The 17,346-nt window shown below is 64.6% G+C and carries 21 protein-coding genes; 9 read left to right on the plus strand and 12 right to left on the minus strand.

The genetic code is table 11. The features are described 5' to 3' along the window. Window positions 1–52: 52 nt before the first annotated feature. The 4 genes from QZM67_RS30530 to QZM67_RS30545 all read left to right on the plus strand — a co-directional run bounded on the left by QZM67_RS30530 (window position 53) and on the right by QZM67_RS30545 (window position 3,784). Complete coding sequence (locus QZM67_RS30530; RefSeq protein ID WP_027786950.1) at window positions 53–1,042, plus strand: beta-propeller fold lactonase family protein; 990 nt, start codon at window positions 53–55, stop codon at window positions 1,040–1,042. A gap of 16 nt (window positions 1,043–1,058) precedes the next feature. Then, window positions 1,059–2,033: a sterol desaturase family protein gene (locus QZM67_RS30535; RefSeq protein ID WP_175024102.1), complete on the plus strand. Its 975-nt coding sequence runs from the start codon at window positions 1,059–1,061 to the stop codon at window positions 2,031–2,033. 111 nt (window positions 2,034–2,144) lie between these two features. Next, complete coding sequence (locus QZM67_RS30540) at window positions 2,145–2,972, plus strand: EI24 domain-containing protein (protein WP_043190402.1); 828 nt, start codon at window positions 2,145–2,147, stop codon at window positions 2,970–2,972. Then, window positions 2,969–3,784 (plus strand): molybdopterin-binding protein, encoded by an 816-nt coding sequence (locus tag QZM67_RS30545; protein ID WP_175024103.1) that lies wholly within the window; start codon window positions 2,969–2,971, stop codon window positions 3,782–3,784. Before QZM67_RS30540 ends, QZM67_RS30545 begins: the two co-directional genes overlap by 4 nt. Window positions 3,785–3,899: 115 nt before the next feature. Here QZM67_RS30545 and QZM67_RS30550 read toward each other — a convergent pair whose 3' ends face one another. Continuing rightward, window positions 3,900–4,364 (minus strand): rhodanese-like domain-containing protein, encoded by a 465-nt coding sequence (locus tag QZM67_RS30550; protein ID WP_043190398.1) that lies wholly within the window; start codon window positions 4,362–4,364, stop codon window positions 3,900–3,902. A 405-nt stretch (window positions 4,365–4,769) separates the two neighbouring features. On the opposite strand from QZM67_RS30550, the gene glnA reads away from it, so the two are divergent. The 4 genes from glnA to QZM67_RS30570 all read left to right on the plus strand — a co-directional run bounded on the left by glnA (window position 4,770) and on the right by QZM67_RS30570 (window position 11,256). Then, complete coding sequence (glnA, locus tag QZM67_RS30555; protein WP_043190396.1) at window positions 4,770–6,185, plus strand: type I glutamate--ammonia ligase; 1,416 nt, start codon at window positions 4,770–4,772, stop codon at window positions 6,183–6,185. A 160-nt stretch (window positions 6,186–6,345) separates the two neighbouring features. Beyond that, entirely contained in the window at window positions 6,346–7,488 is a 1,143-nt protein-coding gene (gene glnL / locus QZM67_RS30560) for a nitrogen regulation protein NR(II) (RefSeq protein WP_122945802.1), read from the plus strand. A 46-nt stretch (window positions 7,489–7,534) separates the two neighbouring features. Next, entirely contained in the window at window positions 7,535–9,052 is a 1,518-nt protein-coding gene (ntrC, locus tag QZM67_RS30565) for a nitrogen regulation protein NR(I) (protein WP_301809003.1), read from the plus strand. Window positions 9,053–9,141: 89 nt separating this feature from the next. After that, entirely contained in the window at window positions 9,142–11,256 is a 2,115-nt protein-coding gene (locus QZM67_RS30570) for a prolyl oligopeptidase family protein (protein ID WP_301809005.1), read from the plus strand. Window positions 11,257–11,275: 19 nt separating this feature from the next. On the opposite strand, the gene xth is transcribed toward QZM67_RS30570, so the two are convergent. Beyond that, the gene (xth, locus tag QZM67_RS30575; protein ID WP_175024106.1) at window positions 11,276–12,052 is read right to left on the minus strand and encodes an exodeoxyribonuclease III; all 777 of its coding nucleotides are present in this window, start codon (window positions 12,050–12,052) and stop codon (window positions 11,276–11,278) included. Between the two features lie 176 nt (window positions 12,053–12,228). After that, on the minus strand, window positions 12,229–13,038 hold the full coding sequence (locus tag QZM67_RS30580) for a hypothetical protein (protein ID WP_301809008.1): 810 nt from the start codon (window positions 13,036–13,038) through the stop codon (window positions 12,229–12,231). A 308-nt stretch (window positions 13,039–13,346) separates the two neighbouring features. Between QZM67_RS30580 and QZM67_RS30585 the strand changes: the two genes are divergently transcribed. Continuing rightward, window positions 13,347–13,859, plus strand: a complete 513-nt coding sequence (locus tag QZM67_RS30585) for a hypothetical protein (protein ID WP_301809011.1) — start codon at window positions 13,347–13,349, stop codon at window positions 13,857–13,859. Window positions 13,860–13,951: 92 nt separating this feature from the next. On the opposite strand, the gene QZM67_RS30590 is transcribed toward QZM67_RS30585, so the two are convergent. The 9 genes from QZM67_RS30590 to QZM67_RS30630 all read right to left on the minus strand — a co-directional run bounded on the left by QZM67_RS30590 (window position 13,952) and on the right by QZM67_RS30630 (window position 17,308). Continuing rightward, complete coding sequence (locus QZM67_RS30590) at window positions 13,952–14,131, minus strand: hypothetical protein (RefSeq protein WP_301809013.1); 180 nt, start codon at window positions 14,129–14,131, stop codon at window positions 13,952–13,954. Then, window positions 14,128–14,343, minus strand: a complete 216-nt coding sequence (locus tag QZM67_RS30595; protein WP_301809014.1) for a hypothetical protein — start codon at window positions 14,341–14,343, stop codon at window positions 14,128–14,130. Before QZM67_RS30595 ends, QZM67_RS30590 begins: the two co-directional genes overlap by 4 nt. After that, window positions 14,340–14,561 carry a hypothetical protein gene (locus QZM67_RS30600; protein ID WP_301809015.1) on the minus strand — a complete coding sequence of 74 codons (222 nt, stop codon included), beginning with the start codon at window positions 14,559–14,561 and terminating at the stop codon, window positions 14,340–14,342. The genes QZM67_RS30595 and QZM67_RS30600 overlap by 4 nt, the downstream gene beginning before the upstream one ends. Next, a complete protein-coding gene (locus QZM67_RS30605) occupies window positions 14,558–14,764 on the minus strand; it encodes a hypothetical protein (protein ID WP_301809016.1) in 207 nt (68 codons plus the stop codon). Before QZM67_RS30605 ends, QZM67_RS30600 begins: the two co-directional genes overlap by 4 nt. Next, window positions 14,761–14,979, minus strand: a complete 219-nt coding sequence (locus QZM67_RS30610) for a hypothetical protein (RefSeq protein ID WP_301809018.1) — start codon at window positions 14,977–14,979, stop codon at window positions 14,761–14,763. The genes QZM67_RS30605 and QZM67_RS30610 overlap by 4 nt, the downstream gene beginning before the upstream one ends. A gap of 255 nt (window positions 14,980–15,234) precedes the next feature. Then, a complete protein-coding gene (locus QZM67_RS30615; RefSeq protein ID WP_301809020.1) occupies window positions 15,235–15,420 on the minus strand; it encodes a hypothetical protein in 186 nt (61 codons plus the stop codon). Next, a complete protein-coding gene (locus QZM67_RS30620; protein WP_301809022.1) occupies window positions 15,421–15,783 on the minus strand; it encodes a hypothetical protein in 363 nt (120 codons plus the stop codon). Continuing rightward, window positions 15,784–16,716 (minus strand): hypothetical protein, encoded by a 933-nt coding sequence (locus tag QZM67_RS30625; RefSeq protein ID WP_301809023.1) that lies wholly within the window; start codon window positions 16,714–16,716, stop codon window positions 15,784–15,786. Between the two features lie 424 nt (window positions 16,717–17,140). Next, entirely contained in the window at window positions 17,141–17,308 is a 168-nt protein-coding gene (locus QZM67_RS30630) for a helix-turn-helix domain-containing protein (RefSeq protein ID WP_301809025.1), read from the minus strand. Window positions 17,309–17,346 lie beyond the last annotated feature (38 nt).

Genomic DNA, 17,346 nt, shown 5'->3' on the forward strand with positions numbered 1-17,346 from the left:
CCGGGCCGGTTGAACGTTTTACAATGACGGTTGTTCCACGACGTGAGTCTTCATGCGCACTTTCCTTTCCCTCGGCCGCACGCTCGCGCTGGCCGCCGCCGTGCTGGCGCCCGCCGCACACGCGAATAACGTAATCATCCTCAATTCGGCCGAAGCGACGCTTTCCCTGATTGACCAGCAGACCCGCCAGGTCGTCGGCACGATGCCGACCGGCAAGGAACCGCACCACCTGATGGCGACGCCCGACAATTCGTCGCTGATCGTTGCAAATTCGGTCTCGAACAGCCTGATGTTCCTCGATCCGAAGACGGGCAAGCTGCAGCGCACCGTCGAAGGGATCGACGATCCTTATCAGCTCGGCTTCTCGCCCGACCGCAAGTGGTTCGCGGCCGCCGGCCTGCGCCTCGACCGCGTCGACATCTACGGCTACGACGGCCGCGACCTGAAGCTCGTGAAGCGCGTGCCGCTGGAAGTGATGCCGAGCCACCTCGCGTTCACGAAGGACAGCAAGACGCTGCTCGTGTCGCTGCAGGTCTCCGGCGAGATCGCGGCGATCGACCTGCCGACGCAGACGGTCAAGTGGAAGATGAAGGTCGGCAAGGTGCCGGCCGGCCTGTGGCTCACGCCGGACGATAAATACCTGCTCGTCGGCATGACCGGCGCGGATTACGTCGCGGTGGTCGACTGGCGCAACCAGAAGGTCGTCAAGCAGATCTACACCGGCAAGGGCGCGCACAACTTCCGCTCGCTCGCCGACGGCACGCACGTCGCGGTGACGAACCGGGTCGCGAATACGATCAGCATCATCGACGAGAACACGCTCACCAACGTCGGCGACATCACCGGCCTGCTGCCGGGCCCGGACGACATGGAGCTGTCCGCCGACAAGAAGACGCTGTGGGTGACGTTCCGCTTCGCGAAGAAGGTCGGGATCATCGACCTGGCGTCGCGCAAGCTGGTGCAGACGATCGCCGTCGGCCGCTCGCCGCACGGCATCTATTTCTACGACCGCGCGCCGTGGCGCGCCGCGAACGGCGCGTGACGGGCGGGGGAGAGCGATGCTGCACCTGATCGATGCATTCGTATCGGATATCCAGACCTGGCTGTACGTCGACGTCGTGCAGCCGCTCCTCTTCAAGTTCAACCTGATGGACTATGACGAGGACACCTACGACGCGCTGTACTGGGTGATCGTCGGTGCGCTGCAGATGGTGCTGATGTTCGTGCTGCTGCGCCCGCTCGAGGCGCTGCTGCCCGTCGAGCGCTGGACGAGCCGCCGTGCCGTGCGGGTCGACGTGATCTACACGGCGATCGCGAAGCTCGGCATCTACTCGCTGTTCTTCTTCTTCGCGCTGCAGCCGCTGTTCGACAACTTCCAGGCGTGGCTGCGCCTGCACGGCGTCGCGAACCTCAACCTCGACTACCTGTGGCCGGGCGTGACTTCGAAGCCGATCGTCGCGTTCGCGATCTATCTCGTCGTGCTCGATTTCGCCGGCTACTGGTATCACCGCTGGCAGCACAAATTCGGTATCTGGTGGGAGCTGCACGCCGTACATCACAGCCAGCGCCAGATGTCGTTGTGGTGCGACGACCGCAACCACGTGCTCGACGACGTGATCCAGTCGTGCTTCTTCGCGGCGATCGCGCTCGTGATCGGCGTGACGCCGTCGCAGTTCGTCGTGCTGACCGCGTTCACCAACTTCATGCAGAGCATTCAGCACACGAATGCGCGGCTGCCGTTCGGCTGGCTCGGCGAGCGCCTGCTCGTGAGCCCGATCTTCCACCGGCGCCACCACGCGGTCGGTTATGGCCACGAAGGCACGAAGTACGGCTGCAACTTCGGCGTGCTGTTCCCGTGGTGGGACATGATGTTCGGCACCGCGTCGTGGAACCGCACGGTCGAGCCGACCGGCATCCGCGACCAGGTCGAGGGCGTGTCCTACGGCGAAGGCTTCTGGGCGCAGCACGGCCTCGCGTTCGTGCGGATCTTCCGGCGCCTGTTCCCCGCCAAGCGCGGCGCGGCATCGGCCTGATCCGGCCATTCCCACGTTGAGCGGCTCCCTCACGCGGCCCGCATGTGCTTTGGCGCATGCGGGCCGCGTGGTTTATCCTTTCCCCGTTTTTCTCCGTCGATACAGGCTCGCATGAACGACTTGCTGCGTTCCTTCGTCCGGGCATTGGCGAGCGCACTGCATCCGCGCATGCTGTGGCTCACCCTGATGCCGTTTCTCGTCTCGGCCGTCCTGTGGGGCGTCGTGCTGTGGTTCTCGTGGCAATCGCTGCTGGACCTCGCTCGCGGCGCGCTCGACGGCTTCGTGCTGACCGCCATGCTGTACCGCGCGTTCGACGCGATCGGCATGTCGCAGCTGCATGCAGTCGTCGCGCCGTTCGTGGTCGTGTCGCTCGCGATCCCGTTGATCGTGCTGACCGTGCTGCTGCTGATCGCGACGATTTCGATGCCTGTCGTGATCAAGCACCTGTCGAACCGGCAGTTCGCGGCGCTCGAGTCGAAGCGCGGCGGCACCTTCTTCGGCAGTGTGTTCAATTCGCTGGGGGCGGCGATCGCAGGTGTGATCGTGCTCGTCGTCACCATTCCGCTGTGGCTGATTCCGCCGTTCTTCGCGCTGCTGCCGCCCGTGATCTGGGGCTGGCTCACGTATCGCGTGATGACCTACGACGCGCTTGCCCAGCACGCGAGCCGCGACGAGCGCCGGGCGCTGATCCGCCAGCACCGCTGGCCGCTGATCGGCATCGGCGTCGCGACCGGGCTGCTCGGCACCGTGCCGACCTTCGTGTGGGTATCGTCGGTCTGGATGATGGTGCTGTTTCCGTTCGTCGCGGCGGCCATGATCTGGGTTTACGCTTTCATCCTCGTCTTCTCGGCGCTATGGTTCGGGCATTACTGCCTGCGCGCGCTGGAGGACCTGCGTGCGAGTTCGCGCGCTACCGCAATCGACATGGGGCAGGCATGAGCATCGGCATCATCATCATCGGCGACGAAATCCTTTCGGGCCGCCGGCAGGACAAGCATCTGGCGAAGGTCATCGAGCTGCTCGGCGCGCGCGGCCTTGCGCTCGACTGGGCCGAATACGTCGGCGACGATCCGGCACGCATTACCGCGACCCTCGCGCGCGCGATCGCATCCGGCGACGTCGTGTTCTCGACGGGCGGGATCGGCGCGACCCCGGACGACCACACGCGCCAGTGTGCGGCCGCCGCGCTCGGCGTGACGCTCGAGCTGCATCCGGACGCGAAGGTGCTGATTTCGGAGCGGATCCGCGAAACGCACACCGATCCGGCCACGCCGGTCGATTTCGAGTCGCCGGAGAACCAGCACCGCTTCAATATGGGCGTGTTCCCGGTGGGCGCGACGATCATCCCGAACGGCTACAACCGGATTCCCGGTTTCTCGGTCGGCGACCTGCACTTCGTGCCGGGCTTCCCGGTGATGGCGTGGCCGATGATCGAATGGGTGCTCGATACGAAGTACGCGCACCTGCATCACGCGACGCCGCATGCGGAGCGCTCGCTGTACGTGTTCGAGCTGCCGGAATCGACGCTCACGCCGCTGATGGAGCGCATCGAGCGCGATTTCCCGGGCGTGCGCGTGTTCAGCTTGCCGAGTGTCGGCGATGCGGAGCGCGGCGGGATCTACGCACGCCGTCACATCGACCTCGGCGTGAAGGGCGAGCCGGAAGCGGTCGCGGCCGCGTACGTGAAGCTGCGCGAAGGCGTGCACCTGCTCGGCGGCGACGTCGTCGAACCCGATACGCCGCGCGCTTGAGCGGCCCGCCAGGCGGCCGTACAAAAGCCACGGGCCGCGCAACGCGGCCCGTCATCGGCATGTCATCGCCCGGCTCGACGATGAGGTTGTCGTCACCGGCGGGAGCGGCGTGCCGTCAGGCGCCGATCCACGGCAGTTTCCGGAAGCACCAGCCTTCGACCGTCTTGCGGTGGCCTTCGGCGTCCTTCGCGCCCTCGAAGCCTTCGAGCAGGTCGAACGCCTTCGTGAAGCCGGCCTGCGTGGAGGCCACTGCGGCGAGCTTCGAGCGCGCGGCACTGCGGCACAGGAACAGGATGGGCGTATCGGCCGGGAGGGCCGCCTTCAGTTCGTTGACGAATTCGGCGTTCGGCACGCCGCCCGGGTAGCGCGTCCATTCGAGGTGCAGGTACTGGCCATCGCCGACGAGCGGGCGGCCGATCCAGTCGAGTTCCGCGCGGGTGCGCACGTCGACGAGGCGCGCCGACGGATCGAGCTGCAGCAGTTCGAAGGCCTCGGCGGGCAGCAGCGCCCCGGCGTAGTTGAGCGCGCCTTGTGCGCGGCGTTCGTCGGCCTTCGCGTAAAGCTGGTCGAGCGTACTCATGGCAGGGAGTCTCCTATCGGTCAAACGAACATTCTAGCGCGGCGTCGCGGCACGGATGTCCGTGTGGGTTACGGTGCGCGCACCGTACACGCGTTCACCAAAAGAGTGCAGAATGGCGCGCATGCACCAGAATGATTCCGCGGGCGCGGCGCACTGCGATGATTGCACCATCGCAGTGCCTCTGGCCGGCGGGGGGTGCGAAGCCGGGCCCCGGAATTGCGCAGCACAGCCCCGTCGCGACGAGCGCTGGCGCGATTCGCGCCAATCTTGCGCATAGGTGGCACGGAAGCTGCTTTATAGGATTCGGTCGAATCGGGGCGCGCTGCGCCAAAGCAAGACCCCGGTCAGCTCGATAAACGAGGCGGTTCCCAGTCCGCCGGAATTGTTCAATCAGGAGAAGAGGTTATGAGTAAAACCGTCGCCGACGTCATGCAGCTCGTGAAGGACGAGGACGTCAAGTTTGTCGATTTCCGCTTCACGGATACGCGCGGCAAGGAACAGCACGTGTCGGTGCCGGTTTCGGCGTTTGACGAAGACAAGTTCGAAAGCGGCCATGCATTCGACGGCTCGTCGATCGCCGGCTGGAAGGGCATCGAGGCGTCGGACATGCTGCTCATGCCGGACCCGAACGCTGCCTTCATCGACCCGTTCTATGAAGAGTCGACCCTGGTGCTGACCTGCGACGTGGTCGAGCCGGCCGACGGCAAGGGCTACGAGCGCGACCCGCGTTCGCTCGCGAAGCGCGCGGAAGCGTACCTGAAGAGCACGGGCATCGGCGACACGGCTTTCTTCGGTCCGGAACCGGAATTCTTCATTTTCGACTCGGTCCAGTGGAGCACGGACATGTCGGGTTGCTTCGTGAAGATCAACTCGGAAGAAGCACCGTGGTCGTCGGCCAAGGAATTCGAAGGCGGCAACACGGGCCACCGTCCGGGCACGAAGGGCGGCTACTTCCCGGTCGCACCGGTCGACACGTTCCAGGACATGCGTTCGGAAATGTGCCTGCTGCTCGAACAGCTCGGCATCCCGGTCGAAGTGCACCACCACGAAGTGGCGGGCCAGGGCCAGAACGAAATCGGCACGAAGTTCTCGACGCTGGTCGAGCGCGCCGACTGGACGCAATGGTCGAAGTACATCATCCACAACGTCGCGCACTCGTACGGCAAGACGGCGACGTTCATGCCGAAGCCGATCGTCGGCGACAACGGTTCGGGCATGCACGTTCACCAGTCGATCTGGAAGGACGGCCAGAACCTGTTCGCGGGTAACGGCTACGCCGGCCTGTCGGAACTGGCGCTGTTCTACATCGGCGGCATCATCAAGCACGCCCGTGCACTGAACGCGATCACGAACCCGACGACGAACTCGTACAAGCGTCTGGTCCCGCACTTCGAAGCACCGGTCAAGCTCGCTTACTCGGCGCGCAACCGTTCGGCATCGATCCGCATTCCGCACGTGTCGAACCCGAAGGGCCGCCGTATCGAAACGCGCTTCCCGGATCCGATGGCGAACCCGTACCTGTTGTTCTCGGCACTGATGATGGCAGGCCTCGACGGGATCCAGAACAAGATCCATCCGGGCGAAGCCGCGGACAAGAACCTGTACGACCTGCCGCCGGAAGAGGATGCAAAGATCCCGACCGTCTGCGCAGGCCTCGACCAGGCACTGGAAGCGCTCGACAAGGATCGCGAGTTCCTGACCCGTGGCGGCGTGTTCACGGACAGCATGCTCGACGCGTACCTTGCGCTGAAGGAGCAGGAGCTGGCGAAGTTCCGCATGACGACGCACCCGATCGAGTTCGAGATGTACTACTCGCTGTAATCGGCGATGGCGCTTCGATTCAGCGCCGTCATGCCGGTTCGTTCCCGTCGCGCGGCCTGCGGCGGGAACCGCGGAGTCTGAAAGGGGCGGCGTCCAGCCGTCCCTTTTTTGTTCCGACGAATTTCCTTTTCCGGCCCGTTGAGGCGCGACAAGCACGCAGATGGTTCTGAAGAATCTGATCAAGGCGAAAACGGGGCAGCCCGAGCGACAGACGGACGACGAGCGGCTCGCGCGCTCGGGCCTGCTGGCGGGGCTGGAAGCGCTGCCGACGGTCGTGATCGTGCTCGATCGCAAGACGCTGCGGATCGCGTTCGCGAACCCGTCCGCGGAGGCGATGCTCGACATCTCGCGCCGGCAGCTCGCGCAGCGGCCGTGGGGCGAGATTTTTCCGAACGCGAACGAGCTGGCCTCGACGATCACCGCGATCGGCGAGGAACGCTTTCACGCGACGCACCTCGATACCGTGCTCGACCGGCCCGGCCGCGAACCGCTGCATGTGCATGCGATTGTCGGCTTCCTCGAGACCGCGCCCGATTTCGTGCTCGTCGAGCTGTTCGAGAACGAGCGGCAGTCGCGCACCGATCGCGAGGAGCGCATTCACGACCTGACTGCGGTCAACAAGCAACTGATCCGCAACCTCGCGCACGAGATCAAGAATCCGCTCGGCGGGATTCGCGGCGCAGCCCAGCTGTTGGAATTCGAGCTCGGCGAGCGCGAGCGTGGCGAGTTGCGCGAATACACGCAGGTGATCATCAAGGAGTCCGACCGCCTGCAGACGCTCGTCGACCGGTTGCTGGAGCCGCATCGGCATCCGCACATCGTCGGCGACGTGAACATTCATGAAGTATGCGAACGCGTGCGCGCGGTGATGCTCGCGGAATTCCCGCGCGGGCTCACGATCGAGCGCGACTACGACGTGAGCGTGCCGGACCTGCGCGGCGACAAGGAGCAACTGATCCAGGCGCTGCTCAACATCGTGCGCAACGCCGCGCAGGCGCTGCGCGACCGGATCGCGCAGGGCGACGCGAAGATCGAGCTGCGCACGCGCATCGCGCGCAAGGTGACGATCGCAAAGCGCCTGTACCGGCTGGCACTGGACTTGCACGTGATCGACAACGGGCCCGGCATTCCGGAAGAAATCCGCGATCGGATCTTCTACCCGCTCGTGTCCGGGCGCGATGACGGCAGCGGCCTCGGCCTGACACTGGCGCAGACGTTCGTGCAGCAGCACGACGGGATGATCGAGGTCGAAAGCCGGCCCGGACGTACCGAATTTCAGATCCTGCTGCCGCTCGACCATTGAGCGGCGGCATGGCGATTCACCAGATTTACCAATATCTGACCGACCTATGAAGCCGATCTGGATAGTAGACGACGACCAATCGATCCGCTGGGTGCTTGAAAAGGCGCTCGCCCGGGACAGCTTCGCGACGAAGAGCTTCGCGAACGTGCGTGACGCGCTGGCCGCGCTCGACCACGAGACGCCGCAGGTGCTCGTATCCGATATCCGGATGCCGGGCGGCTCGGGCCTCGAGTTGCTGCAGGCGATGCACGAGCGCCTGCCGGGCCTGCCCGTCATCATCATGACGGCGTTCTCCGATCTCGACAGCGCCGTCGCGGCGTTCCAGGGCGGCGCGTTCGAATATCTCGCGAAGCCGTTCGACGTCGACAAGGCGGTCGAGCTGATCCGCCGCGCGGTGGAGGAAAGCCTGCGCGGCGGCGCGCCGCAGGACGAGCGCGTGGCCGAGGCGCCCGAGATGCTCGGCCAGGCACCGGCGATGCAGGACATGTTCCGCGCGATCGGCCGCCTGTCGCACTCGGCCGCGACCGTGCTGATCACCGGCGAATCGGGCACCGGCAAGGAGCTCGTCGCGCGTGCGCTGCACCGCCACAGCCCGCGCGCGAACGGGCCGTTCATCGCGCTGAACACCGCGGCGATTCCGAAGGACCTGCTCGAATCCGAGCTGTTCGGCCATGAGCGCGGCGCGTTCACCGGCGCGCAGACGACGCGGCAGGGCCGCTTCGAGCAGGCCGAGAACGGCACGCTGTTCCTCGACGAAATCGGCGACATGCCGTTCGACCTGCAGACGCGCCTGTTGCGCGTGCTGTCGGACGGGCAGTTCTACCGTGTCGGCGGGCACAACCCGCTGCGCGCGAATGTGCGCGTGATCGCCGCGACGCACCAGAATCTCGAATCGCGTGTACGGCAGGGGCTGTTTCGCGAGGATCTTTACCACCGGCTCAACGTGATCCGGCTGCGCCTGCCGCCGCTGCGCGAACGCAGCGAGGACATCGCGCTGCTCACGCGCCACTTCCTGCAGAAGAGCGCGCGCGATCTCGGCGTCGAGCCGAAGCGCGTGTCCGACGAAGCGCTGGCTTATCTCACGTCGCTGGCATTTCCCGGCAACGTGCGCCAGCTCGAGAACCTCGCGAACTGGCTGACCGTGATGGCGCCCGCGCAGACGGTCGAGATCAAGGACATGCCGCCCGATCTCGTGCCGGCCGGCGCGCCGGTGGTTGCGATGGGCGACGGTGTCGATGCGCACGGCAGCGGTGGCGACACGGCGCTCGCGCAACCGGCGATCGGTGCAGCACCGGTGGTGTCGGCGCCTGTCGCGGCCGCGCCGAACGGCGGTGTGCCGGCCGGCTATCCGCTGTGGGAGCACGGCCTGCGCACCGAGGTTGCACGGCTGTTGCGCGAGAACTCGGCCGACGTGATGGACGAGCTCGCACGCCGCTTCGAGGCGGCCGTGATCCGCGAGGCGCTCGACTTCACGCGCGGCCGCAAGGTTGAGGCCGCGGAGCGGCTCGGCATCGGCCGCAACACGATCACGCGCAAGATCCAGGAACTCCATCTGGAGCCCTGAGCACGATTTGCGGCATGCGCGGGCATCGCGCATGCCGCGATCGGACATAATCGCGGTTTGCATGCCGTTTGCCATTCCGCCCATCCGCAATGTCCGATTCTTTCCGCTGGCCCGCCGGGGCCGACCCGTTCCGTTTCCTCGAAGCGCTCGACAGCAAGCGCGCCCGCACGTGGGTCGACGAGCAGAATGCGCGCACACGCGCCGCGCTGCGTGACGACGACGCGTATCGCGCGCTGACGGCGCGCCTCGCCAAAGCGTACCTGCCGCGCGAACGCCCGGTGATTCCGACCCGCTGGCGCGACTGGGCCTACGACCTGTGGCAGGACGATCTCCATCCGAAGGGGCTGTGGCGCCGCACGCGCTGGGACGACTGGCGCGCGGGAAAACCGGCGTGGGAAACGCTGCTCGACGTCGACGCGCTCGGTGCGGAAGAGGCCGAGTCGTGGGTGTTCGAGCAGGACGCGATCCTGTATCCGGACGGCGATCGCGCGCTGCTGTCGCTGTCGCCGGGCGGTGCCGACGCGGTCGTCGTGCGCGAATTCGATCTCGTCGAACGGCGTTTCGTCGACGGCGGCTTCACGATCGACGAGCCGGGGCATCACACGGTCGGCTGGATCGATCGCGATACCGTCTACGTGAGCTGGGATCGCGGCGAAGCACATGCGACCGCGGCCGGCTATCCGTATGAAGCGCGGCGCTGGGTGCGTGGCACGGCGCTTGCCGATGCGCCCGTCGTCTTCCGAGGCGAACCCGACGACATCAGCGCGGGCGCGGGATTCGATCCGATCGACAACCGCCACGTCGCGTGGCGCAGCGTCGACTTTTTCGACGCGCATGCGTACCGGCTGACCGACGCGGGCGAGTGGGCGCGCTACGACGTGCCGACCCATGTCGAGGTCGGGTTCTGGGAAGGCTGGCTCGTGCTGGAGCCGCGTCTCGACTGGGATTGCGATGGCGCGCGCCATGCGGGCGGCTCGCTGCTCGCGATTCGCGAGCAGGCGTTCCTGGCCGGGTCGCGCGAACTCACGACGCTGTTCGCGCCGCAACCGTCGACGTCCGCGTGCACGTGGACCCACACGCGCACGACGCTGATCGCGAGCTGGCTCGACGACGTGCACAACCGCACGATGCTGTGGCAGCCGAGCCAGGCCGACGACGGCACGTGGACGTGGGAGGCTCGACCGTTCGAGTGGCCGGGGCCGGCCGACGCGCAGATCGACGTCGAGCCCGTCGAATCGACGCTGAACGACGAGATTTACGTGGACGTCGATACCTATCTCGATCCGCCCGAATGCTGGCTGGCCGATCTTGCCGATCGCGCGGACGATGCGCCGTCGCGCCGCGTGCTGCTCGACCGGCCGCCGGTGCAGTTCGACGCGGCCGGGCTCGTCGTGCGTCGCGCGAGCGCGCGCTCGCAAGACGGCACGATGGTGCCGTACACGCTGATCGGGCCGCGCGATGCACTCGACGTGGCCGATGGTGCCGCGCGTGTCGCGCGGCCGTGCCTGCTGTCGGGCTATGGCGGTTTTGCGATCCCGAACCTGCCGGGCTACAGCGATGCGTTCGGTATCGGGTGGCTCGAGCGCGGCGGCGTGATGGCGTTCGCGCACATCCGCGGCGGCGGCGAGTTCGGGCCGCGCTGGCACGTCGATGCGCAGCGCGAACATCGCCAGCGTTCGTTCGACGATTTCATCGCGGTGGCCGAGGATCTGGCCGCGACCGGCGTCACGACCGCCGCGCAGCTCGGCATCGAAGGCGGCAGCAACGGCGGGCTGCTGGTCGCGGCGTGCATGGTGCAGCGCCCGGAGTTGTTCGGCGCGGTGCTCTGCCGCGTACCGCTGCTCGACATGCGGCGCTATCCGAAGCTGCACGCGGGCGCCGCGTGGCTCGACGAATACGGCGACCCGGACGATCCGCACGAAGGCGCGGCGCTGGCCGCGTACTCGCCGTATCACCGTGTGCGCGAAGGCGTCGCGTATCCGCCGCTACTGCTGACGACGTCGACGCGCGACGACCGTGTGCATCCCGCGCATGCGCGCAAGATGGCCGCGCGCATGCATGCGCTCGGTCATGAACGGGTGTGGTACTGGGAGAACACCGATGGCGGCCACGGCAGCGCCGACGATCTGGAGCGCGCGGAAGCCGACGCGGCGGAATTCGGGTTCCTGTGGGCCCATCTCGGGCCGGCGCCCGCGCGGCGCTGAGCGCGCGCGGGCTGTCCGATCAGCCGACGACCGCGACGACGGGCGTGTGGTCGGACGGCTGTTCCCACGTGCGCGGCGTGCGATCGACTTCGCACGACGTGCACGTCTCGGCGAGTGCCGGCGACAGCAGCACGTGGTCGATGCGCAGCCCCGCGTTGCGACGGAACGCCATCATCCGGTAGTCCCACCACGTGAAGGTCTTCTCCGGCTGTTCGAAGCGGCGGAACGCATCGACGAAGCCGAGTTCGATCAGTTGCGCGAAGTGCGCGCGCTCCTGCGGCGACACGAGGTTCTGGCCTTCCCATTTCGCGGGGTCGTGCACGTCGCGGTCTTCCGGCGCGATGTTGTAGTCGCCGAGCAGCGCGAGCTTCGGGTAGCGCTGCAGCTCGGTGCGCAGCCATGCCTGCAGCGCGTCGAGCCATTGCATCTTGTAGACGAACTTGTCGGAGTCGGGCGCCTGGCCGTTCGGGAAATATGCGGACACGATGCGCACGCCGTCGACCGTCGCCGCAACCACGCGCTGCTGCGGATCGTCGAAATCGGGGATGTTGCGCACGACGTCCGCTTCGTCGACGGACAGCGTGTCACGCGCGAGGATCGCGACGCCGTTGTAGGTCTTCTGGCCCGTGAACCAGCTGCGGTAGCCGGCTGCTTCCAGCTCGGCGCGCGGGAATTTCTCGTCCGGCAGCTTCAGTTCCTGCAGGCACAGCACGTCGGTTCCGCTTTGCGCGAGCCAGTCGAGCACATGCTGCTTGCGGACGTTAAGCGAGTTGACGTTCCAGGTGGCGATTTTCAATTGTAGCGTAAGCCTTTGATTTGTTGGTAATTACATTGATGTGTGGTGAGCGGTACCCTTTTGAATACCCCTAAATGTGATGTGTTCACGCTGGATCACGTTACATCATGCGTCGCTAGTCTGACATACGGAGCGGAAAGCAAAAACAGCCGCCGGCATCATCTTCGATGCCGCTGCTAGTCAAGGCCGACGGCGTTGAACCCGATTCTGTACCCGTCTAACTCAGGGGCTTGGTTTACGTCCCATCCAAGAAAGGTGACGTGTCGATCCAGCGGCCCCGCCAAGTGGAGAACTTGCGGTAAGTGAAAGCCACTGGTAGCGCTCACCCCAATCTGAACATGGCCACCGACTTCCTGGTGGATTCCCCGCTCAACCATTCGACTAAGCGTAGTGATTACACTGTGATCGGGTTGATGCCGAAGCTCATCATGCAATCGAAGGAACTCCTGAGTTCCGCTGCCGTAAGGATAGAAGTGGTGCGGAAGCAATCGCATTTCTCGAATGCTCACGTTGAAGCCATTCGCGAATAGTTCAGGGGTAAGCTCAAATCCCATGAATCGCTTTTGTACTAAGCAATAGCCAAAAATCACACCTGTGAAGAAGTAAACTTCGGGGTGTTTAACTGCGCGGCCGGCAATGTCGCGAATCTGATGTTCGGCAACATTTCTATACAGCTCGGCGATTGCTGCTATGGATGCAGGATGATCACGTTTGTTTTTTGATGCAAGAGACTGTGTGCATGCGGATGCCATCGCATGCGTAGTAGTAGCAGACAGGTTGTTCCCACAGAAAGCGAACCCAAGCGAGTAGCGGCGAACCGCTCTCCATTGCTTTCCGTTTCCCTGATGGACGTGACAGGCAACTGGGACGGGAAATATCTTTGGTCCATGGTCGGTCGCAATGCCGTTGGCACCTGATAACCTAGTATCGGCAGCACACCACACTTGTCTGAATTTCTCTCGATACCAAACCACCATCATTGTCATATAACTGTCTCCGCTATCGCTCTCGTGTGGCACGTCGCTGCCCAACACCTACGTTGAGTTACATGCAGCGGCGTTCAACATCGAAAGTCCATGACTTGACTCAATCATGCCACGTTGAAAGGAATGCGATTCCGGGTTGCTGACGACAACTTACCTCGCAAATCGGCAGTGTCGGATGTCCATGTCGGTGTAGTGTTCAGAGCACCACAACAGCGCTGGAATCGCAGAAAGCATAGGGGCTGGATCTATACTTACCCGGCGTGGCGCGCGCGCCGCGTTCGATCAGAGCCACACGCACGGGAGACTATATGCCAAACTCGATTCCTTTTTTCCTATATCGCCTAGAAAACGCGCACCCCGGTGCTTTGGGGGAAACGATGCTGATTGTTACTGTCAGTCAGGACCACGGTGGCGGGTTCATCGGAGAGTATCGCTTACTGACAGCTGCCCAAGGCGGCCATGTTTCAGTAGGGCAAATTGCGTTCGACGCGTCGCTCATTCAGGGATTGGAAATCCAAGACCCGGTTGGTTTCTGTAAAGATGAAACCGCTAAGTTTGCTTATTCAAAAGTTGCCGAAAAATTGCTGGCGGCGGAGGGGACGTACGGCGCGGCTTCGGTGTTTGCGCGTCCCTGTTCGTTTGTAGATGCAACGGTAAGCGAATTGCGCAGCATGTACCTGCGTGGGGAGCTAAAGGGTAAATGGGGTTCCGTTACGAAAGACTGCGCGTCAGATGAGTTGAGGGCCGTTGTCCGGGTTTGGCGTAACGTAAATCCATTGGCGCCTTACACGTATGATGGTGAGCAGTGGCGCATGGGCTGACCCACCGCATTTATTCCGGGGCGGTGTTACCGGCCGCCCGCAATTCAGTGGCGGCGAGTGCAAGCGCATCGCCGCGCCGCCACATCGGATAGTTAGCCTGGCAGGCGCGCGTCCAGGCGTTCGGCGTGGCGCATAACTGCGGCCACGATATCGGTCACCAGTTCAGCCGATGGCTCGTCAGGGCGCTGCGCCAGCGGCAGCAGATCGTTGTGGATTGCGTCAGCATGTGCGCGAGCAAGGCTGGATGCGAGGATTTCGATGTGATTGCTCATCTTTGATTTGAAAGGTTGATATCTTCGGCAGCTTTCATGGCGGCGGCCGACAACGCCAGTGCATCTGCGCGCCGCCGTTCGCGGTCCGCTTCGGTTACGACGGGACCCAAAATGCGATCCACCAGGGCCACCCAGTCTGGCCCATCCTTGTCGCGGCGGAAAACCGCGCGGCCGGCATCCTCTGCGGCAAACGGAAGGCGTACCGCGCTCATTGCTTGGATACCCCAGTCGTTGCGGACGCGGTCGGCGCTGCGGGCGTCCAGTCGCGTAATTCCCAAGCCAGCGGCCGCCAGGAACGCAGCGCATCACGCAGCCGTCCGGCAGCGGCGCGACTATCGAGCGTTTGGCGCGTGTCCTGGCTGATTGCGTCGGCCGTCGCGATGGTGCCGGAGAGCATCGCGAACAGGTTGTTTTGGTCGATATCGCTCATCGACGGTCACCGCGCAAAATCGGCTCGTTCCAGTCGGCCTTGTAAGCGCCACGCGGCGCGGGGTGGCGGCTCTTGCGCTTGCCGTATCGGCGCTTGCCTGCAGGTTCGCGCGGCGTCGGCGCTGGGGCGTGGGACGGCGCGACTTCGAGAGCGGGGGCCTGTTCGGCGCGGCGGCGGAATAGCTTCAGCAGCAGGGCCTTCATTCGGTTGTCCCTTGCGGCGCGCGTTGTGCATTCGCCAGGGCGATGGCCACGCATTCCAGGGCGGTTGCCGTGCGGCGAAGGTCGTTCACCGCGTGCGCCACAACGGGCGCGGTGATGCTGCCGGCCCCTGCCAACAGGGTGCGATATCGCGCCAGCAGGGCGCTGGATTCGCCGAGTTGATTGGCGGCTTCGGTGAGAGTGTTTCGTGTGCTCATGTGGTCGTGTTCATGTGTTCAGGAGTGCTTCCGATACTTCCGGCGTCGGTAGCCAGCGCGAGTGAGGCGGCCCTTTGTAGATCACGGGGGGCCAGGCCGTGTACGCGCCCTTTCGAGAACCCAGGCGGCGCGTCTAGCCTGGTCCGCTTACCCAGCGGCCGGGTGGAAATTGGTTGGCCCTTTTCATCATCGTGGCGGTGCCGTACCACGCTCGCGAACTTGCAACCCGTGGCGCCGCGAGCGGCCACGTCGGCATTACCGTGCCGCAGGGACGAAATCGTTTTGCGGGTTCGCCAGGGCGCGCTGCAGCAGTGCCGTGGCCGCTTGGTTGAGCGACAATTCGGCCCCGACATTGCGCGACATGGCGCGGCGTTCCACTTCGATCCGCTCGCGCATATCGCGCGGGAGCGTCAGGGTTACGCTTACTTTCTTCGTGTCCATTTACATCTCCAATGGCCGCCAGTCGGCCCAGCGCTCGCCATGGCCAACCGCTGCGGTCGTTTGCTGCCGCTGATAGTCCGCCAACCTCGCGCGCAGCATCTGCAGCGCACGCGCCATCTGCGCATCGTTGAGGCCGAACCGCGCCCGCAGCCATGCGCTGGCGCTATCGCTGCCGTAACGGAACGCGCCGCTGCCAGGAAGCGTGACGATGATGCGCGGAGCGCCTTCGTCGTCGGGGCCACGGTCGGCGAATGACACGGCCGCCAGGATCGTGACGCACTCAGGCGGCAGCACGTCCGTCGCGGGACTGCTAGCGACAGGCGCGCGCCGTGCGCCGAAAAAGGATGCGAAGCGCGCGAACATTTACGCAGCCGTCCAGAAGTCGGTGGACGGGTTCGGGATAACCGCCTGCAGGTTGCCGAACACGATCAGTTCCTGGTCGCCGCTCACATTGAGGCGCTTCACGTGGACGCTCAGTTCGGGGCGCACCGCGACAGCTGCGCGATTGAACAGGCCCACCACGGTCTTGTCGGTCGCGGCGGTCAGTTCGGCCGGGATGCCGCCAGCCGCGACGAACACGCCATCACCACGGAACGATGCGCCAGCGCCAGCGGTGCCCACCAGCGCGCGGGCTTCGTCCAGCTTCGCGTGACGTGCCGCCAGTGCGCCGATGCTGAAAGCGGCCGGCGTTGCAGCCACGACAGCGGAAAGGAACAGGTGGTCCATCAATTCGCCCAGGCCCAGCGCAATCGCGATCACGAAATCGTCGCTGAGTTGATCGCCGGCCACGTCGCGCCGCTGGGAACGCGTGATCTTGCTGCGGAACCCGAAATTCGGAGCGTCGCCCCATTGAAAGTCAGCGTCTGCAAACGGGATCGGCGACAGCGCGGCTTCCTGGCCATCGGACACGCTTGCGAACAATGCCGGCTCGACGTGGCGCACCTTCGACGGGTTCGTGTAGAAGCCGGGATGGTTCGCGCCGCTCTGTGGGCCGAACTGCGGCGCGGGCTTTTCCGGCGCAACGATCAGGCGCGCGCCAGCTGCAACTACGCGGCTGTTGTCACGCATGAGCGCGGACGGGTCCAGCTCGTTCGTCTTGCCGGCTTCCACCAGGTTCAGGCGGTAGTAGCTTTCGAAGCCTTCGCGCATTGCAAAGGCGCGGGTCAGGTCGATGCCGCCAGACGCGACGGCAGGCACGGCGATGCGGTGCGGGTTATCGGCCGCACCCACGTCGGCATAGCCAAGGGCGCGCGTGCTGTTGTCGAAAATTTCGTGAAGCGTATTCGGTTGCGGCATGATTATCAGCAGTCCTTAGAACAGGTTGTTTCAAAGGATTCTACAGAAAAGTCTAGTAAAAACAATAACTTAGCATTCACGCCCGTGAATACTTGAGCGATTTTTTTTGTAACAGCGGCATCCAGTGATGCTGCGTGAAGCGACGTGACGATGGGGCGCTGCGTCGGCGCGCGAGGATCGAAGTAATGCGGCGCTCGGAGGGGCGTTGTTTACTTCTGCAGGACGCAACATTCGTTGCGTGGAGTTTCATTAACGCAACGAATGCAATCATAAAGTTCGAATTTCGAACGCACGCAGATATCGATAGCTGCGGACGCCATGCCCCCGACCACCGCCCCCTCGGGGAAGGACCCATGTTGCGTATAAACAACACGATGCGCACCATCGTGGCGCCGACCCGACGCGATGCGCGTATCCGCCGCGTTCACACCACGCCAGCAGCCTTCGCAGCCCTGCGCCTGCCTTCAGGTGTCAGCACGTACCGGCGCCTGCTGTCGCGCTCCACCAGGCCGCTGCGGGCCATCGCTGCCAGCCTGCGTATCACCGTGGCGCGCGGCATGCCGATAAAGTCCGCCGGCTTGAACGCTGTCATCTGGCCTCCAGGTCGCCGATGGCCACGACGCATATCAG

The organism is Burkholderia sp. AU45251 (assembly GCF_030482905.1).
Lineage (GTDB): Bacteria > Pseudomonadota > Gammaproteobacteria > Burkholderiales > Burkholderiaceae > Burkholderia > Burkholderia aenigmatica.